Raw genomic sequence first — 20,609 nt, 5'->3', positions numbered from 1 at the left:
TCTCCATCGTCCTCCAGTGGTAGCGTCGCGCAATCAGTAACACGGTTACTCATGGATGTGGCAGACGACGGCTGCATCTGAATGCTGCAGCCGCCAACAGCTTCCATGAAAGGCGACCCCATTCTCGGGGCCGATTCCAACCCATGACCTCCTTGTACACACGGACGGCGCGACGCTGCGCCGCCGTCGCGGCGGTAACGCTGCTGATGCCGCTCGGCGCGGCATCCATCCAGCCGGCCACCGGTGCACCGACGGGGCAGGCGGTGAGCCCGGCCGACTGTTCGCCCGGATCCCTCCCGGAAACCGGACTGCAGGGCGATGTTCCCGCCGTCGACCGTGACAGCGGCCGCAGCCGTGACGGCTTCCGATGCAATATGCGCCTGCTCGGCAGCTCGGCGGCCCGCGGTGGCGGTGTCACCTCGGTGACCTACGACCACTGCGCCTATATCGGCAGCATCTTCGCCGGAGATCCGTTCGGCCCCGACGCAGGCGTGCGCGTGCTCGATGTCGCCGACCCGACCGCGGCGGTACACACCGCGACTCTCACCGAACCCGCCATGCTCGCGGGGACCTGGGAAACCCTCAAGGTCAACGCGGCGCGAAAACTGTTGGTCGGGGCAGGCGTTCCCGCACTGACCGGTGCGGGGCTGCTGTCGGTCTATGACATCTCGGACTGCGCGCACCCGCGTCTGCTCAATCCGGGCCCTGGAACCGACCTGGCGCAGCCGATACCGATCACCGCTCACGAGGGCGGCTTCTCCCCGGACGGGCGGACCTACTGGGCATCGGGAACCGCGCCCGGGCTACTCAGCGCCGTCGATCTCACTGATCCGGCGAACCCACACGTGATCTGGCAGGGCCTGGCCGGGTTGTCGATGCACGGATTCGGCATCTCACCCGATGGCAACCGAATGTATCTGGCCAACAACACCGGTGGTCTCAAGGTCCTCGACATCAGCACGGTGCAGCGTCGTGACGCCGAACCGCGCGTGCTGGAACTGGCCGATATGCCATGGTCCGACGGCTGGGCGACCCAGCATGCCGTTCCCGTGACCTACCAGGGGGTGCCCTATGTGTTCGCCGTCGACGAGGCGGGTTCTGGTGGGGTCAAGCTCATCGATGTCAGCGACGATCGCCGACCCCGGTTGGCGCAGTCGATCAAACTCGCGATCAACCTGGCGGAGAACCAGGACAGCCTGATCGCCTCGGCCTCGGGCGGCTCACTGTTCGCCTACGACGCGCACTACTGCGCCGCCGACCGACCGACCGACCCCACCGCGCTGGCCTGCAGCTGGACTTCCTCCGGCATCCGCGTGTTCGACGTGCGCGATCCTGCGGCGATTCGTGAGATCGCCTACTTCAACCCGCCCGCGCGCATCGACGAGAACGCCGAGCTGTCGAACTCGCTGCACGCGCGCACCTCGATCATCGGGCCACCGTTGCTCGCGGCGCCGAGCGTGGTTCAGGCGATACTGCAGGGACAGTTCGATCCGCAGCAGGCACTCAGTTCGCGCACCGGCATGCTGACTTCCGGTGACCTGTCCACGGACTGGTGCTTCTCGCCGCCCGAGTGGCGTGGGAACCAGCTGTGGACCACTTGCGCGGACAACGGATTTCTCGCGCTCGAGCTCGCACCCACGGTGTACACCCCGCCCGCCGATCAGGCATCGATCACCGGATCATGAACCAGCACAGCCTTTTCCGTGTGGTGACTATGGCGGGTCTCGCCGTGTTGCTGCTGTCGATGGGCATGGCGATGCGGCCGGTGCTGATCTCGGATGAACCCACGCGACGGCCGGTGTTGAACGCGACCGAAATCGGCTTCGCGCAGGACATGGTCGCCCATCACACTCAGGCATTGATGCTGGTGCAGCGACTCGATCCCGGTGTGGAGCCATCGGTGACGACGTTGGCCGACCAGATAGCCGACACCCAGCGCACCGAACTGGGAATGCTGCTCGGCTGGTTGCGGTTGGTCGACGCACCGGTCACCGCCGCGCATCCCATGGCCTGGATGCAGCAGTCCGAGGCACACAGGCACAGCGCTACGGCCCCGACGCCGGGCAGCCCGGCGATGCCGGGAATGGCGAGCACCGCCGAACTCGACCAGCTCGGCGCCGCCCGCGGCGAGCAGGCGGCGGTGTTGTTCCTCCAGCTCATGCGCCGCCACCACTACGGGGGAATCCAGATGGCCGCCGCCGCCGACGCACTGCTCGCCGGCGGCGAAGTCGAGCGCACAGCGCGCGGCATGGTGACCGAGCAGGGGCGCGAGGCCGGTCTGCTCGACCTACTACTCGCTCGACGTGGCGGTTGAACCCGCCGCCACACCGCGTCGACCCTGACTCGGCGGCACGAATATGGCCCGGTCCGCGATCTGAGTCGTCGACACCATTCGCTACCGCCGGTCGGTGTACGCACCATCCGCGCGTGCGGCGATCCGGCGAGCATGGGTCAGGATCGGCGCGTCCACCATCGCACCGTCGACGGCGAAGACTCCCCGCGAGTGCTGCGCCGCGGCCAGGACGCGCCGCGCCCAGTCGAGTTCGCCGGCCTCGGGGCGGTACGCATCGGCAATGACCGCGACCTGCGTGGGATGCAGGGCCACCTTGATGTCGAATCCGGAAGCGACGGCGTCGACGGATTCCGCGGCCAGTCCGTCGAGATCGGGGATGTCGAGATAGACCCCGTCGACAGCGAGCTTGCCGTGGGCTTTCGCCGCGAGCAGCGTGGCCGAGCGCAGGTGCTTGGCGACATCGCGATAGGTGCCGTTCGCGTGCCGGGACGAGCTTCCGCCCAGGGCGGCGACGAGGTCTTCGGCACCCCACATCACGGCGATCACCGTGGGCGACCGGGCGATGTCGTCGAGCTGCCGAACACCGGCCGGGGTCTCCACCAGTGCGACGATGTCGTAGCCGCCCAATACCGACGGGATGTCGCCGGTTTCGGCTTTCGGGAGCATGAGTCGGCGGTAGGGCGTGCGCTCGATGACGCCGATGTCGAGCGCGAAATGCGCCGAACCCAGCGGGTTGATCCGGATGATGGTCCGCGCCGGATCCAGTTCACATCCCCGGATCGCCTCGCGCGCAGCGACTTTCGCGTCCGCACCGACACCGTCCTCCAGGTCCAGGATCACCGTGTCCGCGCACGCCGCCGCCTTGGCGAACCGCTCGGCGCGGTCCGCCGGACAGAACATCCACACCGGGCCGATCGGTTCCCCGCTCATCGAACGGCTCCACTCGCCGTCACCGTGCGGCAGCCCTGTTCACTTCGTCCATCGACGTACCAGTTCATGGCATCAACGATAACGTCATTCTCGCTTGTAGTTCAACATATTTCGCCGCAATTGGCCGTCACAGATCCACTGGTACCAGATAGGATGAAAATGCGATTCTCCGCACCTGCGACGCAGACTGATCACACAGAAAACGGACATCATGGGAACACACACCACCGGCAGCGCCGCAGCACGCAAAGGTGCACCTCGAACCGCGGATGTCCGGCGGCGGCGGCCCGATGTCGTCGTTGCGTCGCCGCGCCCGAATCTACCCGCCCCCCAGGAGAAGCCCCAGTCGCAGGCGGTCCACCAGGCACTCGACTTCTTCGAGAAATGCCCGGACTGCGGCTATCCCGCCGAGGCCACCGAAACGCTGCGCATTTTCGCCGACGGACGCACGGACACGACACTGCAGCCGACCTGCGGGCTCCCGTGCGGATGGCGGGGAGCCCCGCGCGAGAACCGCGGCCGATGAGCCCGTCAGCGCTGGGACAGGTCCTCCCGGCGCCGACCGCTCAGCGACCGCTGACAGCAGGCGTCGCGGCACCGACGCGCAGTGTCACCCGATCCTGGTAGAACGCCACGTGTCCGCGCAGCCGCGCGACCTGCGGGGCCGGGTCCTCGTAGCTCCACACCAGCGGCTCGTCGCCGTCGCCGTCGAAGCGCCAGTAGGTGGCTTCGCCCTTGAACGGGCACGTAGTGCGGTAATCGGGGACTCTGCGCAGCGAGACGCCGACATCCTCGCGGGGCAGATAGAAGACGACTCCGTGATCCTGCTCGTCGACCAGCAGCGCCCGCACCGATTCCGCGACCAGCAGCCCGCCCACGTGGACGGTGACCCGGTTGCGGCGGGCGTGGATGTCTATCCGGTAGTCGGGGCGGGTCACGAACCCGGGGTGATCGGTCATCGAAATCCTCCTGTCACAGCCTCGCGCGCGCGGGCACTGTCGCCTCGTCGACACGCGGCCTGCGGATCATCGCTTCCTGGGTGAACGAGGCGAGCAATCGGCCGCTTTCAGTGTGCACCAGTCCACGCACGCACGACATTCCGGCGCCGATCTGGATGCTCTCATGGGAGTACAGCAACCATCCCGCCCACTCGACCGGCTCATGGAACCGCACCGAGACGGTCATGACCGCGGTGGACAGGCCGTGGTGCGCCTGCGCGGTGCCGATCCCGGGGTGCGCTCGCAGGGTGGTCGACACCGACAAGTGCCCGGTGAAGTGGGCCAACAGCGCCTTGCCCAGATCGTCGCGTTCGGGAACCGGGTCGTAGTGCAGCCATGCGTGCAGTTCCGGCGGGCCCACTTCGTCGGGGTCGTTCACATCGGCGACTCCGACGACGCGCAGATTCCGGCCGATCATGGGCATATTCGCGGGCAGCGCGACCGTTGGCCCCGGCACCGCGGGGCGCGGCACATGATGGCGCACAACGTCTTCGGTCGGCGTATCGGCCAGCACCGATACGGTGGCACACCGTCGGCCTGCCTGCTCGACAGCGACCACGGTGCTCGCCATGGAACGGCCGCAGTGCGTCACATCCACGGTGAACCGCACCGGCACCGCAGCGTCGACCGCGCGACTGAACACCGCGTGCGCCGACCGAACAACCTTGTCCGGCAACGTCTTCGCGGTGGCGACCAAAGATTGTGCCAGCAACTGGGTACCGTCGACCACCTGTCGCGCGCCGCCATCGCTGGCGCCGACGAAGCTGCTCGGACCGTCGGGCTCGACGTCGAAGATCCGCAGCATCTCCGAGACGGACGACATCGCCGACGTCTGCTGATCCGGTGTGATCGCCATTCGACCTCCGTCGCACCAATGCCGAGAAGGGCATTCTCTTCCAATGAGAATGTATATTACACTGATTGCATGCCCGACATGTGGAACGACCTGCTCGCGTGCCTGGAATTGAAACCGGCGGCGAGCACCGACACCATCGCCTACGAGGCCGTGAACCAGACCCTGCCCTACCACCGAGTCTTCGGCGGTCAGATCCTGGGACAGCTCGTGGTGGCCGCCCGGCTCGCCGTCCCGGACAAGAGCGTGAAGTCGCTGCACACGGTCTTCACCCGAGAGGGACGGTCGGACACACCGATCCGGTACGAGGCGACCATCCAGCACGAAGGCCGTTCCTTCGCCACCGCCACCCTCCTCGCCTACCAGGGCGATCAGGTGATCGCGACGTCCGTGGCCTCGCTCCACACTCCCGAGGACGGCCCTGGGCGCCAGACCCTGCCGGCCGTCGACGAACCGCTCGGCCCGGAGCACGAGGTGGCGTTTCCCTTGCTGCCGTGGGAGGCCCGCTCCACCGACGACCTCGACAGCACCGCGGCCGGTCCGCCCACGTACACGATGTGGATGCGCACCCCACCGGTCGCACCGGAACTGAGTGCCCCGTTGACCGCCTATGCCACCGACCTGACCCTGATCGGGACGGCACTGCGACCCGAGGACGGGATAAGCCACACCGGCAACGGCACGCAATTCCTGTCCGCGGTCACCTCCCACACGCTGTGGTTCCATCGGCCGGTCCGCAGCGACGCCTGGCAGGTGCTGCGCCAGCACAGCCCGATCCTGGCCGAAGGCCGCATCTTCGGCCGCGGCGACGTGCTCACCGAGAACGGCGAGTTGGTGGCCTCCTACGCCCAGGAGGCGATGTTCCGCACGCGCCCGTGAAACACGTGCACATAGCGGACCGGGCCGTCGACACCATTGTGTCGGCGGCCCGGTCGCCCTTGCAGGTCAGTCGCTTGCCGGAAGCGGCGCAGCACCTTTCACGGCCAGCGGCTCGGTGCCAATGCTGAGCGTGCCCGCACCCGCCTTGGTCACGAGAACCTCGGCGCCGGACTCGTCGACGTAGCGCTTTCCCAGCACATTCCCGTCAGCGAATTTCACGTCGGGCTCACCGTCGGCCCGCGCATTCTCGAGTGGAATCATCGGCACTCCCCCGGCCCGCAGATCGTCGAGACTGCTGCCCGCTTTCACCACGATGACTTCGGTGTCACACACCTGGCTGCGCAGTCGCGCACCGTTGTTGACCATTGGCACTTTCTCCTTCTGTGACTATCTACCCGCGGTGCCGCCGGGCACCGGTTGCGAGCTGTACTCCGCGACCAGGTCGCGCCGCAGGATCTTCCCGGTCGGCGTCGCGGGCAGCGTGTTCCGGAAAACGACCCGGTCCGGGGTTCGCGAGCCGCGCAGGCTCGCGCGGACGAACTCACGCAACTCCTGCGGGTCCGGCTCGCGGTCCCCGTCCGGTACCACCACCGCGACGATGATCTGACCCCACTGCGGATCATCGATCCCGATGACGACGACCTCGCGCACCCGGGGGTGCTCTACCAGCACGTCTTCGATTTCGGCCGGGGCGATGTTCTCCCCGCCGCGGATGATGGTGTCGTCGGAACGTCCACCGATATACAGGAATCCGTCGACGTCGAGTTCGGCCACATCCTTGGTCGCGAACCAGCCGAACGCATCGAGGACCGAGCCGATCCCGGTGTAGCGACCCGATACCTGGGGCCCGCGCACGTAGAGCTCACCCGTCCGGCCCGCGGGCAGCACGGCACCGCTCGCGTCGCGGATCTGCAGCTCGATACCGGGGACCGGGGTGCCGACCGAACTGAGCCTGCGCGCCACCGCCGGATCGTCCGAGGTCAGGGCGGCGCGGTGCTCATCCGGCCCGAGAACAGCGATGGTGGAACTGGTTTCGGTCAGGCCGTAGGCGTTGACGAAACCGACCTCGGGCAGCAGGTTCAGTGCTGACCGCAACAGCGGCAGGGCGACCTTGGAGCCACCGTAGGCGAGGGTCCGTAGCGACGGCAGCGTCGCGCCGGTGCGTTGCAGCTCGGCGACGATGCGGGCGAGCATCGTCGGCACGACGGTTGCCGTGGTGACCGCCTCGCGATTGACCGCGGCGATCCATTCGGCCGCGTCGAACGCGCGCAGGTACACCACTTTTCGTCCGGCGTACAGGTGTGACATCGCCGCACCGATACCGGCGATATGATAAGGCGGTACGCACACCAACGCCACGTCCTGCGCTGTGGCGCAATCGAATTCGATCGTGCCGGTGATATAGCTGACCAGGTTGTTGTGCGTGAGTTCGACCGCTTTCGGGGTCGAGGTGGTGCCGGAGGTGAACAGCACGACCGCGACCTGTTCGGGATCCGCCGCCACCGAGACCGGCGCGGCCACAGCAGCCTGTTCCAGGAACCGCGCCGAACGCACAACGGCCACACCGGAACCCGATACCTCGCGCGCGACGATCTCGTGGAACTCGTCATCGCAGACGAGCAGCGGGGTGTCGAGTCGTGCGATCAGCGCACCGAGGGCATCGGCACCGAGCCGGTAGTTCAGTGGCGTGAAGGGCACCGAAGCGTCAGCGGCGGTGAACAGCAACAGCGGTAGCAGATGCCCGCCGGTCCCGACATAGACGAGGCTGCGAGCGCCGGAGTCGGCCACCACACCGGCCCCTCCCTGTGCCAGCTCCCGCAGTCGCGCCACGGTCCAGTGCACCTGCCCGCAGGCCACCGCCTGCCGATCGGGGTTGCTCGACGCCGCCATTTCCAGCAGCAGCGAAATGCTCATGTCGCGCCCTCTCCGCCCGCACCGCTCGACGGCACGCTGAGGGCCGTCCGTACATCAAGTGCCGTGATATTGCATTCTCCGTAGAAGAGAATAGCATATTCACTCACAGTGACTGCGAGCTGAAGAGGCGGGCAAACCGTGATCCGTGTAGTCGATGCGCTAGCCGATCCAGATTTCGATGCCGCGGCGACACCTCCCGGAGTTGTCATCGCGGTGGCCGACGATCCCGCAGCCGCCGCGGGCGCCTACTGGCTCGAGCACGCCACCCTGACCCTGACCGCGACGGCATCGGTCGACCCACGGGTGGTGACCGTGCCGTCGGTCGCCGACGCGCTCGATCGTCTCGACAGTCACTGCACCAGTAGTCCATTGGCCGCGACCGTCTGCGACGACGTGCTGCGCGCCGGTCAGCCAGGAACGGGTTTCGACCAGGGGCTGCTCATCGAATCTCTGGCGTACTCCACCCTGCAGGGCGGGCCGGAGTTCGCCGCCTGGCTGCGCGACCGCGTGACGAAGAGCCGCACACCCGAGTTCGGCGACCCACTCGTGATCCGCCGCGACGGGCAGACGCTGCACATCTGCTTCGATCGCCCGCACCGGCACAACGCTTTCGACGATCGGACGCGCGCCGCGCTGCTCGACGCGCTGGCCATTGCCCGCTGGGACGATTCGATCCGCGCGGTCGAACTCACCGGCAACGGTCCCACGTTCTGCAGCGGTGGCGATCTGGCCGAATTCGGGACCTTCACCGATGTGGCGAGCGCCCACCTGGCTCGCACCAGATACAGCCCGGCGCGTGCGCTCCACGCGCTCGCACAGCGTCTCGGGCCGAACCTTCGGGCCCACATCCACGGCCGCACAACGGGTAGCGGACTCGAGATGGCCGCCTTCTGCGGCACGGTGAGCGCCCACCCCGACGCCGTCGTCGGGCTGCCCGAACTGCGGCTCGGGTTGATTCCCGGCGCGGGCGGAACAGTGAGCGTGCCACGCCGAATCGGTCGCTGGCGCACCGCGTACATGGTGCTCAGCGGGAGCGTGATCGACGCACCCACCGCGCTGGACTGGGGGCTGGTGGACGAGATCGTCGGACCTGACGACGCCACGCCACCATCGACGGCGCACTCCACCGCAACACTGTGACAGCCACCGATTGGGCCACCTGCGGGGCACTGTGGCTCACCGGTGACCCGGACGGCGCTCCGGATCAGAGCCGAGCCGCGATTCTGCCCCGCGCCCGCGCGGTCGCCGACGGATTCACCGCGCGCACCGGGATTGCGATCGATGTGGGTGTCGAACTGACCGGGCGGGCCGCGTTACTCGGGCTGTCGCGCCGAGGTCGGATCTCCGCGGGCGGGGCAACGCGACTGATCGCGACCCGGGACGGGTGGTGCGCGCTCACCCTGGCCCGAGATGTCGACCGGGAGGCGATTCCCGCGCTGCTCGAAACCGCCACTGTGTCGGACCACTGGGCAGCGATCACCGAGTGGGCCACGAACATTCCGGCGGCGGAAGTCACGGCGCGAGCCCGCCTGCTCGGGCTGCCCGTGGCGGCACTCGGCGAGCAGGCACCCGCCGCGCCGGTCGTTCGGCGGATCGGGCCCGTCGGACCACCGCGGAGCCCATCCGGTTGCCTGGTGGTCGACCTGTCCTCGATGTGGGCCGGTCCCTTGTGCGGCAGGCTGTTGAGGCAAGCGGGCGCCACCGTCATCAAGGTCGAAAGCCCGTCACGCCCGGACGGCACCCGCCGCACACCGCGATTCTTCGACTGGATGAACGCCGGAAAGCTCTGCTGTTCCATCGATTTCGATGAACCCGAGACGTTGCGCACCCTGCTCGCTCGTGCCGACGTGGTCCTGGAGTCCTCGCGCCCTTCGGCATTGACCCGGCGTGGACTCGGCCCCGACCTGCCGGCCCGACCCGGCCGGGTGTGGGCGCGGATCACCGCCCACGGCAGCGGAATCGGTGCGAACCGGGCCGGATTCGGCGATGACGCCGCGGTCGCGGGTGGACTGGTCGGCATCGCCGAGGGCGGTCCTTATTTCTGCGCGGACGCGATCGCCGACCCGCTCACCGGACTGGAAGCGGCACGGTCGGTCTCCGAGGCGCTGGCCCGCGGCGGTGGTGAACTGATCGAGGTGTCGTTGAGTGCGGTCGCGGCCGAATATGCCGCGCTTCCAACGACTCCCGCACTCCCCCGCCAGGTCGCTGCCCGGCCTGCATCTCCCAGGATCGCCGGGCGAGCGTCGGCACTGGGCGCGGACCGGGACGCGGTCCACGCACTCGCATCGGTTGCGCGCACTCAGTGAAACCGATACCGGTTGCTCAGTGGAGGCAGAGCGAAGCTTTGAGTGCCCGAATATCGCTCTCGTTATTGGAGAAGTGTATTCTCTTCGGTGAAGAGTGTATCCATTTCGAGTGGCGCCTGGTTGATCTCCACGCGCCGGGCAGGAGGCCATCATGGGCCTTTCCCCGCTTCCCGAGGACCAGTGGGATGACGAGGTCGACAAGGCACTGGCGCGAATGCTGCCACCGGAGCGGCGCAATCCAGCCGGGGCCGGGAACGCGCTGTCGGTCCTGGTCCGCCACCCACAACTGACTCGCGCGTTCCTCGGCTTCAACGTGCACCTGCAGTTCAGCTCCACCCTCGAACCCCGGTTACGCGAGCTGGCCGTCCTGCGCGTGGCACACCGCCGCGACTGCGACTACGAATGGCAGCACCACGCCGCGATGGGTCGCGATGCCGGACTCACCGAGGCCGATATCGAAGCGGCACGGCGCAACGGCACCGCGGCCGACGAATTCGATCGCCTGGTACTGGACGCGGTGGACGAACTCGACGAGAAATCCGCGTTGTCCGACGAGACGTGGACAGCTCTCGGCGTCCGACTCGACGACCGCCAGCGCATGGACCTGGTCTTCACCGTCGGCTGCTATGCCACTTTGGCCATGGCGTTCAACACCTTCGGTATCACACCGGACGCGACCGCCGGCTACCCGCAACACTGAGTGCGGACGCGCCACCGAGTGGATTCGTCGGACGCTTCGAGGTCTGACGAATCCACTCGGCCGTGGCCTTGTCCTGGTCAGGCCCGTGGCAGGCCGAGTACCCGTTGGGCGATGATGTTGCGCTGGATCTCCGAGGTGCCGCCGGCGATGGTGCCGGCGAAACTGCGGAGGTATCGCTCGAACCAGCTGCTGGTGAAGCACTCCAGATTCAGCGGGTTCGGTGGTGCGCTCACCGCGGGATGCGCGAGACCGGCTGGGCCGATGTTGTCCAGGGCCCGTTCGGCCGCCGACTGCACTGCCTCGGAACCGAGCACCTTGAGTACGGACAGGGTCGCCACATCCTGCTCGCCGCGTGATTCCCTGCCGAGGGCGGCCGAGCCGAGCAGCCGTAGCGCGAAACTGTCCATCACCAGTCGGGCGTAGCCGTCGCTGTCGAGTGCGGTGCGCGGGCGGAAGTCGACGAGCATGTCTTCGAGGCGGTTGGCGAAACTGAGCCAGAGCAGCGTGCGCTCGTGGCCGAGCGAACCGGTGGCCACCGACCAGCCCTCGTTCTCCAGCCCTACCCGGTTGGCCACCGGCACCCGGACGCCTTCGAAGTAGACCTCGTTGAAATCCAGGTCATCGGCGGCGCACGCCGACGCGAACGGCCGCACCGTCACGCCCGGGGTGTCGGTCGGGATCAACAGAACGCTGATCCCCTTGTGTTTGGGCGCGTTCGGATCGGTGCGCACGAAGGTGAGCAGCACGTCGGCATCGTGGGCACCGGAGGTCCAGACCTTCTGGCCGTCTACGACATAGTGGTCCCCGTCGCGTACCGCCCGGGTGCGCAGCCCGGCGAGATCGGACCCCGCACCGGGTTCGCTCATCCCCAGCGCCGCGGTGATCTCGGCGCGCAGGATCGGCACGGCCCAGTCGCGCTGCTGTTCCTCGGTGCCGAACGACAGGAGCGAGGCGGCGATGATCCCGACGCCCTGTGGGTTGAAACTGTGGTAGATCCGCCGCTTGGAGAGTTCCTCGAGATAGACGTACTGCTGCAGGACCGAGGCATTGCGGCCACCGAACTCCGGTGTGTTGGTCGGCAGCAGCCAACCGCTGTCGAACAGCAGTCGTTGCCAGCGCCGCGCCCACTCCGGGACGTGCGCGCTGGATTCGGACCGCTGGATCGCCTCCGCCTCGCTCGGCAGGTGTTCGGTGAGGAACCCGACGAACTCGGCGCGGAATTCCTCGACATCAGGATCAAAGGTGAGTTGCACGGTATTCCTCCGCCACGATGGCCCGGTGCTCGGCCGCGCCGCCGAGCAGCAGTTCGCCGGCCTTGGCGCGTTTGAGCGCGAATTGTAGGTCGTTCTCCCAGGTGAAACCCATGGCCCCGAACAGCTGCACACCGTGCTTGAAGACCAGCGACTGGCACTCTCCCGCAGCGGCTTTGGCCATGGACGCGGCCAGCTGTCGGCGGGGGTCGTCGGCGGCCAGACACAGCGCGGCGAAGAAGCCGAGCGCTCGCGCCCGTTCGATCGCGACGTGCATATCGGCCGCCTTGTGCTGCACCGCCTGGAACGAGCCGATCGGTACCCCGAACTGGCTGCGGCCGCGTACGTGCTCGAGCGCCAGGTCGAGGATCCGCCGACAGGCGCCGACGGTGGTCAGCGCCATGCCGGTGATCGCGCACTGGCGGGCGCGCACCACATCGACGTCGACCCGGTCCGAGGCGGCCACCGCGACGGCATCGAATGTCACGTCGGCCAGGTGCAATACCGGGTCGAAAGCCGGTATGCGGCGGGTACTAACCGCGTCGGCGTCGACCACGAACACACCGGCGTCGGTGACCACGGCGAGTCGCGCTGCTCGGTCGCCGTCGAGCACGTGGTGCGCGGTGCCGTGCAGGCGATAGCCCGCACCGTCGTGGACGGCGGAGATCCCGCCGTACACCGCGGCCCCCGGGCGATCGATCCGTCCCGCTTCCGGTACCAGCGGGGCGAACTGCGACATCGTCGCCAGGAACGGGGTGGGGTCGGTCGCCCTGCCCAGTTCCTCGAACACGATGCCGAGCTCGACCGCCGCGGCGGGATCGGCGAGTTCGGTCCAGCCGAGGCCGACATAGGTCTGCCACAGCGCGGCGGGATCGGCGCCCTTGTCGACGACGTCCCTGATCAGCGGTGGTGGGCACTCTTTCGCCGTGACGTCACGGACGATCTCGCGCAACAACCGCTGATCGGAGTCGAACTCGAACAGCATCGATGCCTCCGCGCTACTTGAGCATGCTGCCGGCGTCGACCGGCAGCGATACGCCGGTGACGAACCGGGCCTCGTCGGAAACCAGGTAGAGCACGGCATTGCTGACATCCGCCGGATCCACCCACGGTGTGGGCAGGGTATGGAACATCCGGCAGATCGGCTCGAGGTCGGCCGGCCCCGGGTTCTCCAGGTCGGGGCGGAACAGCTTGTAGGTGCCCTCGTTGAGCAACATGGAGGTGCTCACGTGCGTGGGGTGCACCGAGTTCACCCGGATGGACTGGTGGCCGTGCTCCACGGCGAACGTGCGCATCAAGCCCACCACCGCGTGCTTGGCAGCGACATAGTGCCCGACGTTGGGGTAGGCCTTGAGCGCGCCGACCGAACCGGTCAACACGACGGCGCCGCCACCGGCGGCGATCAGATGCGGCACACCGGCTTTCACGGTCTTCCAGACGCCGCCGAGATTGACGGCGATCATGTCGTCCCACAGCGTCTCGTCGAGGTCGGCCAGCGGACCGCCCTCGTTGCCGATACCGGCGTTCGCGACGATGATGTCGAGTTTGCCCAGCTGCTCCACACCGCTGTCCACGGCCTGCTTGAGCGCGTCGTAGTCGCGCACGTCGACCTCGGCGGTCACCACCCGGCGGCCCTCGGCCTTCACCAGTTCCGCGGTCTCGGCCAGGTCCTCGGGGGTGGACATCGGAAAGGGAACGTTGTCGAGCTGCTTGCAGACATCGATGGCGATGATGTCGGCGCCTTCCTGGGCCAGCCGCACCGCGTGGCTGCGACCCTGGCCGCGTGCCGCGCCGGTGATGAAGGCGACTTTGCCGTCGACCCGTCCGGTCATGGTGAACCTCTTCTCGTTCAGGGGAATTCAGGGATTGGGAGTGAAGGTGATGTGCAGATCGCTGAGGCCGCGCAGAATGAATGTCGGCTCGTAGCGGTAGGTCCGGTCATCGGGCGCGCCGTGATGGGCTTCGTCGATGCCGATGTCGAGCATCCGGTCCAGAATCCGCTCGATCGACACCCGGCCCTCGACGCGGGCCAGCGGGCCGCCGGGGCAGGAGTGCACGCCGCGCCCGAACGCCATGTGCTCGCGGAAGTTGGCGCGGTCGAGGCGGAATTCGTGCGGATCCTCGAATCGGCGGGGGTCGCGGTTCGCCGCACCGGGGCAGAACATCACCGTCGAGCCGACCGGGATGTCCACCTCACCGACGGTGGTGGCGCGCGTGGCGAGCCGGAATCCGGACTTCACCGGCGAGTCCATCCGCAGCGTCTCTTCGATGAAGGTGGGGATCAGGCTGCGGTCATCGCGCAGCGCCTGTTGCACTTCGGGATGGTCGGCGAGGATCCGCATCGCGGCGCTGAGCAGTTTGGCCGTGGTCTCCTGCCCGGCGGCGAAAAGGAAGGTGGCCGAACGCACTACGTCGATCACCTCGGGGGTGGAACCGTCCGGGTATTTCGCCAGCGCGAGTGAGGTGAGCACGTCATCGCGCGGATTGTCGCGGCGTTCGGAGATGTAGCCGACGAACTTGTCGTCGAGCCATGCCAGGGGGTTGGTGGCGAGGGATTCGCTGTCGAGCGCGCCGACTCGCTGGCCGGGTTGCGCCGCACCGAGCGCGATTCTGAACTGCTGGTGGTCTTCCTCGGGCACGCCGAGCATGTCGGCCACCACCAGCAGCGAGAACGGCTTGGCGTACTCGGCCAGGAATTCCGACTTGCCCGCCGCGAGGAACTCGTCGAGCTGGCGGTCGGCCAGCCGCCACATGAAGTCCTCGTTCTCCTTCAGCCGCGCCGGCGTGAGCAGCCGGTTCAGTACGGACCGCGCGAAGGTGTGTCGCGGCGGGTCCATGGTCACCATGTGCTCGAACATCGGTAGTTGCGCGCGATGCGCCTCGATGAGATCGGTGATGTCGTCACCCTCGACCGCGAAGGGCAACGGCGGGAACGGGCCGCCGACGGCGACCGCCGAGGAGAACAGGTTCGCGTCGCGAAGAACCTCCACCGACTCGTCGTAGCCGGTCACCGCGTAGACCCCGTAGTGCGATTCCTTCTTGACTGGGCACTGCGCGCGCAGGTGGTCGAAATAGGGGTGCGGATCCGGCACCAGCGCTGGATCGGCGAAGTAGTCGACGGTGTCGAAATCGGTCATTCGGATCCTCCTCGGAAACTGCATTATCTTCAAGTGAGAATAGCATTCTCTTACGGCAATAAGAGAGTGCGGGCGAAATGAATGCTGACGAATTCAGGGCAGGTAGACCCGGCTCGCCAACCAACGCCCGTCGACGAGTTGCATCGTCATCAACACGCGGCTGCGATCGACGCGCGGATCGGCGGAGGCGGCGTTGGTGACCGTCTGGTCGATGAACAGCAGCACCTCGACTTCGGTCTCGGTCGCCGACTTCACCGCCGCGTCCAGGACCGCGCCTTTGCCGGTTGCCTTGTTCTCCTGCAGCAGCTGGCGCAACTGACCGCTCGAGCGGGTGTACATGTCCCGGAACTCGCCGGTCGACCCGTCCAGCACCGCGGTGAAGTCGCGATCGAGGTTGCTCGAATCGACGCTGGTCAGGGTCACCGCATAAGCCCGGGCCGCCTGCAGTGCCGCCTCGGCCGCGCTGTCCACCGCCCGCTCCTCGCGCAGCTGCCAGCCCAACACGCCCGCGCCGACGAGCGCGGCGACCGCGATGAGCGCGAGCGCGGGAACGGCCGCGCGACGCGCGACACTCGCCAGGCGCCTGACCCGGTCCTTTCCTTCGGTCGACGGCGGATCGTCGGACCCCGACTCTGTGGCAGCCGCGTCCGATTCAGCGGCCGTGGATTCGTCGGACCGCGCAGGCGAGGGCGAATCATGCTTCTCGGCAGTCTCTTTCACCTCGTCGGTCGACAGGTCGGCTACGGCAATGTCGGTATCACTCATGGTGTCGTTCCTCGCGGTAGAGATCGGGCTGGGTCGGCTGTGGTCCGGTCATCGGTGCGGAGCGGGAGGCGGGTCCGGCAACGGCGGGCCGGCGAAGGTCAGCGGCAGCGACAGCGGTCCGACCGGTGTCTGCATCGTCTGGCGGACAGTGGGCTCGCCGGGCGGCGGCGGGCCGGGGATCGCGGCGCCGGTCGGGCGCGGAGCGTTGGCAGCACCACGGATCAGCACCGAAGGATCGGTGTTGGGGCAGTAGGTGTATCGGTACGGCTCGGGAAAATCGGGCAGCGACGGCGATCTGCGAGGCAGGTCGTAGTCACAGGAGTAGCGGGGATACAGGTTCACCAGGCCCCAGACGCCACCGTCGTGGAAGGCGACCGCGATCGCGTCGAGGGTGGATCCGCCGCGCTCGGTCGGGAAGAAGAATTCCTGGAACGCCGGCACTCGGGCGCCGGTGACATCGGCGACGACACCCAGGTTGTCGAGCAGCTTCCCGCCGCCGTCGGCGTTCTGGACGAGCACCGCGTCCAGCGCACGCAACGTTCCCGGCGTCGCGTCGAGCAGGGCCGCGTAGCCACCGGATTTCGCACTCACCCCGGCCATCACCTCGTTCATGTCGGTGGCGAATCCGTCGAGACCGGGGCCGAAGTCACGCACGGTCCCGAGCACCTGCCTGCTGTCCCGGAGCAGGCCGACCAGCTGTGGCAGCACCGCGTCGAGGGTGGAGATCAGGAAGACTCCGCCGTCGATGATGTCGGCCAACTTCTCCGGTCCCCGCGGTCCCACCCCGAACCCGTCGACGACCGCCGCGAGCTGAGCCGGATCCACCTGAGCCAGCGTGGAATCCAGCTGACTCAGGGTTTGCCACAGCGGAGTCGGCGTGCTGGTGCGTTCCACCGCGATCTCCGCGCCGTCGGTCAGGTAGGGGCCGTCGTCCCCGGTGGGCCGGAAGTCCAGGTACTGCTCCCCCGCCAGCGACAGGCTCGCCACCCGGACCTCGCCGTCGGCGGGAACCGCAGTGCGCGAGTCGATCGCCGCGACCGCGACCAGCCCGGATCCGGTGAGTTCCACCGACTCCACGGTGCCGACCGGCACCCCTCGCAGCGCCACGGTCCGGCCGGTCAGCAGCCCGCCCGAATCGGCGAGATGGACGCGAACCCGATAGGTCGACGCGGTGGGATTCACCCCCAGCGCACCGAAAGTCAGATAGCCGACACCGATCACCAGCGTGAGCACCAGCGACACCGCCGAGGCCGCTGCCCGCCGCGCACGGACCGCGCCCACCACGTTCACCAGCAAGCGCGCCGATGTCTCGCCGACCCCGCCCGTCATCGGCCGGCTCCGGCGATCCGGCCCTGCAGTCGAAGCAAGGTGTAGGTGAGCGTGCCGATGAAGTTCGTCCAATCCCGGGCATCTGGCAGCCTGCTCTCCGGATCGCCGGGGTGGTTCACATCGGGCAGCACACCGAGTGCCAGGTCCTGAAAATCCGCGTCGGTGCTGGCCGAGGTGCTGGTGGTGACCGCGATGACCGGGCCGAGCATCGAATTCATCGCCGCCACACTGGCATTCGGATCGGTCGCTGCGGCGTTGAGCTGCTCGGCGATCCGATTGATGTCGGCGATCATGCCGGTGGTCTCGGTGCCGTCGAGACCGGGAAACCGTGCGAGCTGCTGGGAGATCTGATCGACCTCACCGACCAGGGACAGCGCCTGGTCGGAGTTGGCGCGCAGGGTCGTCAACGCGGGGCCGGCAGCGGCGAGGACCTCGTCGATGGTGCCGGATTGTTCGTTCACTGTGCGAGCGAGTTGATCGACCTCCGCCAAGGTGGCGCGGATGTCGGCCGAGCGGGCGGCCAGCGCCTGCACCACCCGCGTCGACTGCGCGATCAGCTCGGCCATGCGATCACCGCGGTCACCGACCGCGCGGCCGAGACCGTTGACAATCGTCGTGAGATTGCGCAGGGCACCGCCGTTCACCAGCAGCGATGCCGTGGTGAGCAGTTCCTCGACGGTCGCCGCGGCGGAGGTGCGCTCGCGGGCGATGCGGTCGCCGTCGGCCAGGGCAGGCGTGGCGGGAGTGGCCTCGGCGGGCGCGGTCAGCGAGACGAAGATGTCGCCGAGTGGGGTGGCCGAGCGTAGTTCGGCGGTGGAACCCAACGGCAGCCGAACCTCACGACGGATGCGCAACGTCACCACAGCGGTGTAGTCGCGCACCACCATCTCGGTCACTTCGCCGACATCGGCGCCGGCCAACCGCACCTTGGCTTTGGCGGGCAGGTTCAGCGCGTTCTCGAATTCGGCGTGCACCGTGTAGCTTTCGCCGCTGCCGCCGGGAGCGGGCAGTGGCAGGTCGCCGAGCCCGACCGCGCAGCCGGTCCCGCAGACCAGCGCCGCGAGCGCGAGCGCTGCGACACGCGACAGACGCCAGGCGCTCATCGCGGCAACCTCGACATCGCCTCGAGCATGTCGGTGATCCCGAAGTCGGGACCGAAATCCTGCAATGTCCCTGTCGCACAACCGAGTTGGCGCAGCCCGAGGATATTGCAGAATTCCTTGACCAGCTGACCGCCGAAGAAGACCTTGTCCAGCAGCGCGTGCACCCGGACACCGCGGTAGTCGAAGTCGACAGCGTTGTAGGCGTTGTTCAGCAGCAGCGGTGTGACGTCGATGAACTCGGCGAGCTCGCTGCGATAGTCGGCCATCGCCTTGGTCACGGTGGCGCCGTTGGACAGCGTGGCCGCCAGGGTGCCCGCGTTGGCGGTGAGCAGGGAGTCGGTCTGGCCCATGATCTCGACGATCTGGGCGCCCGTGTCGCCGGTGCCGATGCCGAGATCGGCCACCACATCGCCGAGTTGCCCTGTCGCGGTGCCGAATTCGCGAATCACGCGGTCGTTGTCGGCGGCGGCGCGCAGCAGTTCGGCGAGTTGGTTCACCAACTGGGTGATCGTCTCGCGCGTGGCGTCCCCACCGTCTTCGCCGAGCTTCAGCGCCACCGCGAGCTGATCGAGGGTCTCGCGCAGTGGCGCACCGCTGCCGGTGGCGATCGCCGACGACGCGGTGAGCAACCGTGCGACCGGGCCGTCACCGGGCCGCTCACCTTCGAGTTCGCCCGCCATTCGATCGGCGGCACCGAGCAGCCGGTCGAACTCCACCGGTGTGCGGGTGCGGTCGAGGCCGAGGCGCGCACCGTCGGGCAGCGTGGGCCCACCCCGGTAGACGGGGGTGAGTTCCACATGACGGTCGGTGAGCACCGATGTCGACAGGGTGACCGCCCTGACATCGGCGGGAATCGAGACCGCACGGTCGACGGCCAAGGTGACCTGCACCTGGGAGCCGCGCGGCTCGACCGCGGTGACCTCCCCCACCGGCATGCCGAGCACGGCAACGGCATTGCCCACATACAGGCCGGCGGCATTGTCGAACATCGCGGTGACGGTGGCCCTGCGCTCGCCCCGGATCGGACTGTCCGCGAATCCGGCCGCGACGCCGATCCCCAACACCACAGCGACGCTCAACAGCGCACGTCCGGCTCTCATCGACAATCCTCGAAGTAGGGGGGCAGGTTCGCCATCTCCGCACGCCCACCCAGCGCGCACATCCACGAATCGATCATCGGCCCGGCGGGCGCGGTGAAGTCGACTTCGTTGGCGGTGCCGGAGGCATTGGCGAAGTTGCGCACCGGGATCGGCAGGATCTCGAGCGTGCTACGCAAGAGCGCGTCGTTGCGCGCGAGACTGCCGAGTAGCCCTTCGAGACCGCTCAGCAGGTTGTCGACGGCCGGGCGGTCGTGCACCACCAGGGTGCGCACCTGATCGGCCAGGTCGCGGGTCGCGTTCATCAGGCGCACCACCGCGTCGCGGCGCACCACGATCTCGTTGAGCAGGTCGCTGCCCTGGGTCATCACGGCCGCGAGATCGGCTTGCTGGCCGTGGATCACCGAGGTGAGTGTCGCCGTACTGGCCAGCAGCGCGCTGGTCTCCCCGCGCCGCTCACCGATGACGGCGGCCAGTGCGCGCACATTGGCCAGCATGGCGGGCAGTACCGACGGCATTCCCTCCAACTGCCCGGCCAGGGTGGTCAGCGAGTCGCCGATCTGGGCGGTGTCGATCCGGTCGAAGGTGACGGTGGCGTTGTCCAGCGCGGTCTGCAGGTCGTAGGGAACCTCGGTGTGCTCCAAGGTGATTCGCCGGTCGGGTAGCGCGCCATCGCCCGCGGGCCGGATCTCGACATACCGGGCACCGAGCAGGGTGGTCAGTTTGATCGCCGCCCCGGTCCCGGCACCGAGCGGCACCGCGGAATCGATGTTCAGCGAGACCAGCACTCGATCGCCGACCAGCCGCGACCCACTGACCGTGCCGACCGCGACCCCCGCGATCGTCACCGAGTCCCCGCTGCTGATCCCGGCCGCCTGGGCGAACTCCGCCTCGTAGCGCACCGTGCCGACGCCGAAGGAGCTGACGCCGACGGCACCGACGGTCACGGCGAGCAGGACCACGACCGCGATCAGTCCGAGCAGGCCACGTGGATGATCCTCGATCGGCCGCTGCGCCAGCCGAATCCACTGTCGTACAGGTTGTTTCATCGTCGC

General features: G+C 68.0%; 20 protein-coding genes. 6 read left to right on the top strand and 14 right to left on the bottom strand.

Translation table 11 applies throughout. From position 1 onward, the window contains the following. Positions 1-143 precede the first annotated feature (143 nt). Together ACLJPD_RS15885 and ACLJPD_RS15880 are read left to right on the top strand one after the other, a co-directional pair. Positions 144-1,685 carry an LVIVD repeat-containing protein gene (locus ACLJPD_RS15885; protein ID WP_410872895.1) on the top strand — a complete coding sequence of 514 codons (1,542 nt, stop codon included), beginning with the start codon at positions 144-146 and terminating at the stop codon, positions 1,683-1,685. Beyond that, complete coding sequence (locus ACLJPD_RS15880; protein ID WP_410872893.1) at positions 1,682-2,314, top strand: DUF305 domain-containing protein; 633 nt, start codon at positions 1,682-1,684, stop codon at positions 2,312-2,314. Before ACLJPD_RS15885 ends, ACLJPD_RS15880 begins: the two co-directional genes overlap by 4 nt. 81 nt (positions 2,315-2,395) lie before the next feature. On the opposite strand, the gene ACLJPD_RS15875 is transcribed toward ACLJPD_RS15880, so the two are convergent. The 3 genes from ACLJPD_RS15875 to ACLJPD_RS15865 all read right to left on the bottom strand — a co-directional run bounded on the left by ACLJPD_RS15875 (position 2,396) and on the right by ACLJPD_RS15865 (position 5,077). Then, on the bottom strand, positions 2,396-3,223 hold the full coding sequence (locus tag ACLJPD_RS15875) for an HpcH/HpaI aldolase/citrate lyase family protein (RefSeq protein WP_410872892.1): 828 nt from the start codon (positions 3,221-3,223) through the stop codon (positions 2,396-2,398). A 566-nt stretch (positions 3,224-3,789) separates the two neighbouring features. Continuing rightward, complete coding sequence (locus ACLJPD_RS15870; protein WP_410872890.1) at positions 3,790-4,182, bottom strand: DUF427 domain-containing protein; 393 nt, start codon at positions 4,180-4,182, stop codon at positions 3,790-3,792. A 13-nt stretch (positions 4,183-4,195) separates the two neighbouring features. Then, positions 4,196-5,077 carry an acyl-CoA thioesterase gene (locus ACLJPD_RS15865; RefSeq protein ID WP_410872888.1) on the bottom strand — a complete coding sequence of 294 codons (882 nt, stop codon included), beginning with the start codon at positions 5,075-5,077 and terminating at the stop codon, positions 4,196-4,198. A 69-nt stretch (positions 5,078-5,146) separates the two neighbouring features. Here ACLJPD_RS15865 and ACLJPD_RS15860 point away from each other — a divergent pair, with 69 nt between their 5' ends. Continuing rightward, positions 5,147-5,953, top strand: coding sequence for an acyl-CoA thioesterase (locus ACLJPD_RS15860; RefSeq protein ID WP_410872886.1), 807 nt, complete (start codon positions 5,147-5,149; stop codon positions 5,951-5,953). A gap of 66 nt (positions 5,954-6,019) precedes the next feature. On the opposite strand, the gene ACLJPD_RS15855 is transcribed toward ACLJPD_RS15860, so the two are convergent. Next, entirely contained in the window at positions 6,020-6,319 is a 300-nt protein-coding gene (locus ACLJPD_RS15855) for a hypothetical protein (protein ID WP_410872885.1), read from the bottom strand. A 21-nt stretch (positions 6,320-6,340) separates the two neighbouring features. Then, a complete protein-coding gene (locus ACLJPD_RS15850; RefSeq protein WP_410872883.1) occupies positions 6,341-7,867 on the bottom strand; it encodes a class I adenylate-forming enzyme family protein in 1,527 nt (508 codons plus the stop codon). Positions 7,868-8,005: 138 nt separating this feature from the next. Here ACLJPD_RS15850 and ACLJPD_RS15845 point away from each other — a divergent pair, with 138 nt between their 5' ends. The 3 genes from ACLJPD_RS15845 to ACLJPD_RS15835 all read left to right on the top strand — a co-directional run bounded on the left by ACLJPD_RS15845 (position 8,006) and on the right by ACLJPD_RS15835 (position 10,873). Next, positions 8,006-9,007, top strand: a complete 1,002-nt coding sequence (locus tag ACLJPD_RS15845) for an enoyl-CoA hydratase/isomerase family protein (protein ID WP_410872882.1) — start codon at positions 8,006-8,008, stop codon at positions 9,005-9,007. After that, a complete protein-coding gene (locus ACLJPD_RS15840) occupies positions 9,004-10,173 on the top strand; it encodes a CoA transferase (RefSeq protein WP_410872881.1) in 1,170 nt (389 codons plus the stop codon). Before ACLJPD_RS15845 ends, ACLJPD_RS15840 begins: the two co-directional genes overlap by 4 nt. Positions 10,174-10,324: 151 nt before the next feature. Next, positions 10,325-10,873 carry a carboxymuconolactone decarboxylase family protein gene (locus ACLJPD_RS15835; protein WP_410872880.1) on the top strand — a complete coding sequence of 183 codons (549 nt, stop codon included), beginning with the start codon at positions 10,325-10,327 and terminating at the stop codon, positions 10,871-10,873. Between the two features lie 77 nt (positions 10,874-10,950). On the opposite strand, the gene ACLJPD_RS15830 is transcribed toward ACLJPD_RS15835, so the two are convergent. The 9 genes from ACLJPD_RS15830 to ACLJPD_RS15790 form a co-directional block, all read right to left on the bottom strand. Beyond that, a complete protein-coding gene (locus tag ACLJPD_RS15830; protein WP_410872879.1) occupies positions 10,951-12,126 on the bottom strand; it encodes an acyl-CoA dehydrogenase family protein in 1,176 nt (391 codons plus the stop codon). Then, on the bottom strand, positions 12,110-13,108 hold the full coding sequence (locus tag ACLJPD_RS15825) for an acyl-CoA dehydrogenase family protein (RefSeq protein WP_410872878.1): 999 nt from the start codon (positions 13,106-13,108) through the stop codon (positions 12,110-12,112). Before ACLJPD_RS15825 ends, ACLJPD_RS15830 begins: the two co-directional genes overlap by 17 nt. Before the next feature lie 13 nt (positions 13,109-13,121). Continuing rightward, the gene (locus ACLJPD_RS15820; RefSeq protein WP_410872877.1) at positions 13,122-13,955 is read right to left on the bottom strand and encodes a mycofactocin-coupled SDR family oxidoreductase; all 834 of its coding nucleotides are present in this window, start codon (positions 13,953-13,955) and stop codon (positions 13,122-13,124) included. Positions 13,956-13,982: 27 nt separating this feature from the next. Then, on the bottom strand, positions 13,983-15,260 hold the full coding sequence (locus ACLJPD_RS15815) for a cytochrome P450 (protein ID WP_410872876.1): 1,278 nt from the start codon (positions 15,258-15,260) through the stop codon (positions 13,983-13,985). Positions 15,261-15,353: 93 nt separating this feature from the next. Further along, complete coding sequence (locus ACLJPD_RS15810) at positions 15,354-16,025, bottom strand: hypothetical protein (protein ID WP_410872875.1); 672 nt, start codon at positions 16,023-16,025, stop codon at positions 15,354-15,356. 48 nt (positions 16,026-16,073) lie between these two features. Next, positions 16,074-17,354: an MlaD family protein gene (locus ACLJPD_RS15805; protein WP_410872874.1), complete on the bottom strand. Its 1,281-nt coding sequence runs from the start codon at positions 17,352-17,354 to the stop codon at positions 16,074-16,076. Then, complete coding sequence (locus tag ACLJPD_RS15800; RefSeq protein ID WP_410872873.1) at positions 17,351-18,457, bottom strand: MlaD family protein; 1,107 nt, start codon at positions 18,455-18,457, stop codon at positions 17,351-17,353. The genes ACLJPD_RS15805 and ACLJPD_RS15800 overlap by 4 nt, the downstream gene beginning before the upstream one ends. Further along, entirely contained in the window at positions 18,454-19,557 is a 1,104-nt protein-coding gene (locus ACLJPD_RS15795; RefSeq protein WP_410872872.1) for an MCE family protein, read from the bottom strand. The genes ACLJPD_RS15800 and ACLJPD_RS15795 overlap by 4 nt, the downstream gene beginning before the upstream one ends. After that, positions 19,554-20,603: an MCE family protein gene (locus ACLJPD_RS15790; RefSeq protein WP_410872871.1), complete on the bottom strand. Its 1,050-nt coding sequence runs from the start codon at positions 20,601-20,603 to the stop codon at positions 19,554-19,556. The genes ACLJPD_RS15795 and ACLJPD_RS15790 overlap by 4 nt, the downstream gene beginning before the upstream one ends. Between the last annotated feature and the right edge of the window lie 6 nt (positions 20,604-20,609).

The sequence above is a fragment of the Nocardia sp. A7 genome, assembly GCF_046549215.1.
GTDB lineage: Bacteria > Actinomycetota > Actinomycetes > Mycobacteriales > Mycobacteriaceae > Nocardia.
Note: the sequence above shows the minus strand (reverse complement) of the source record. Positions and strands in the feature narration are given on the sequence as shown.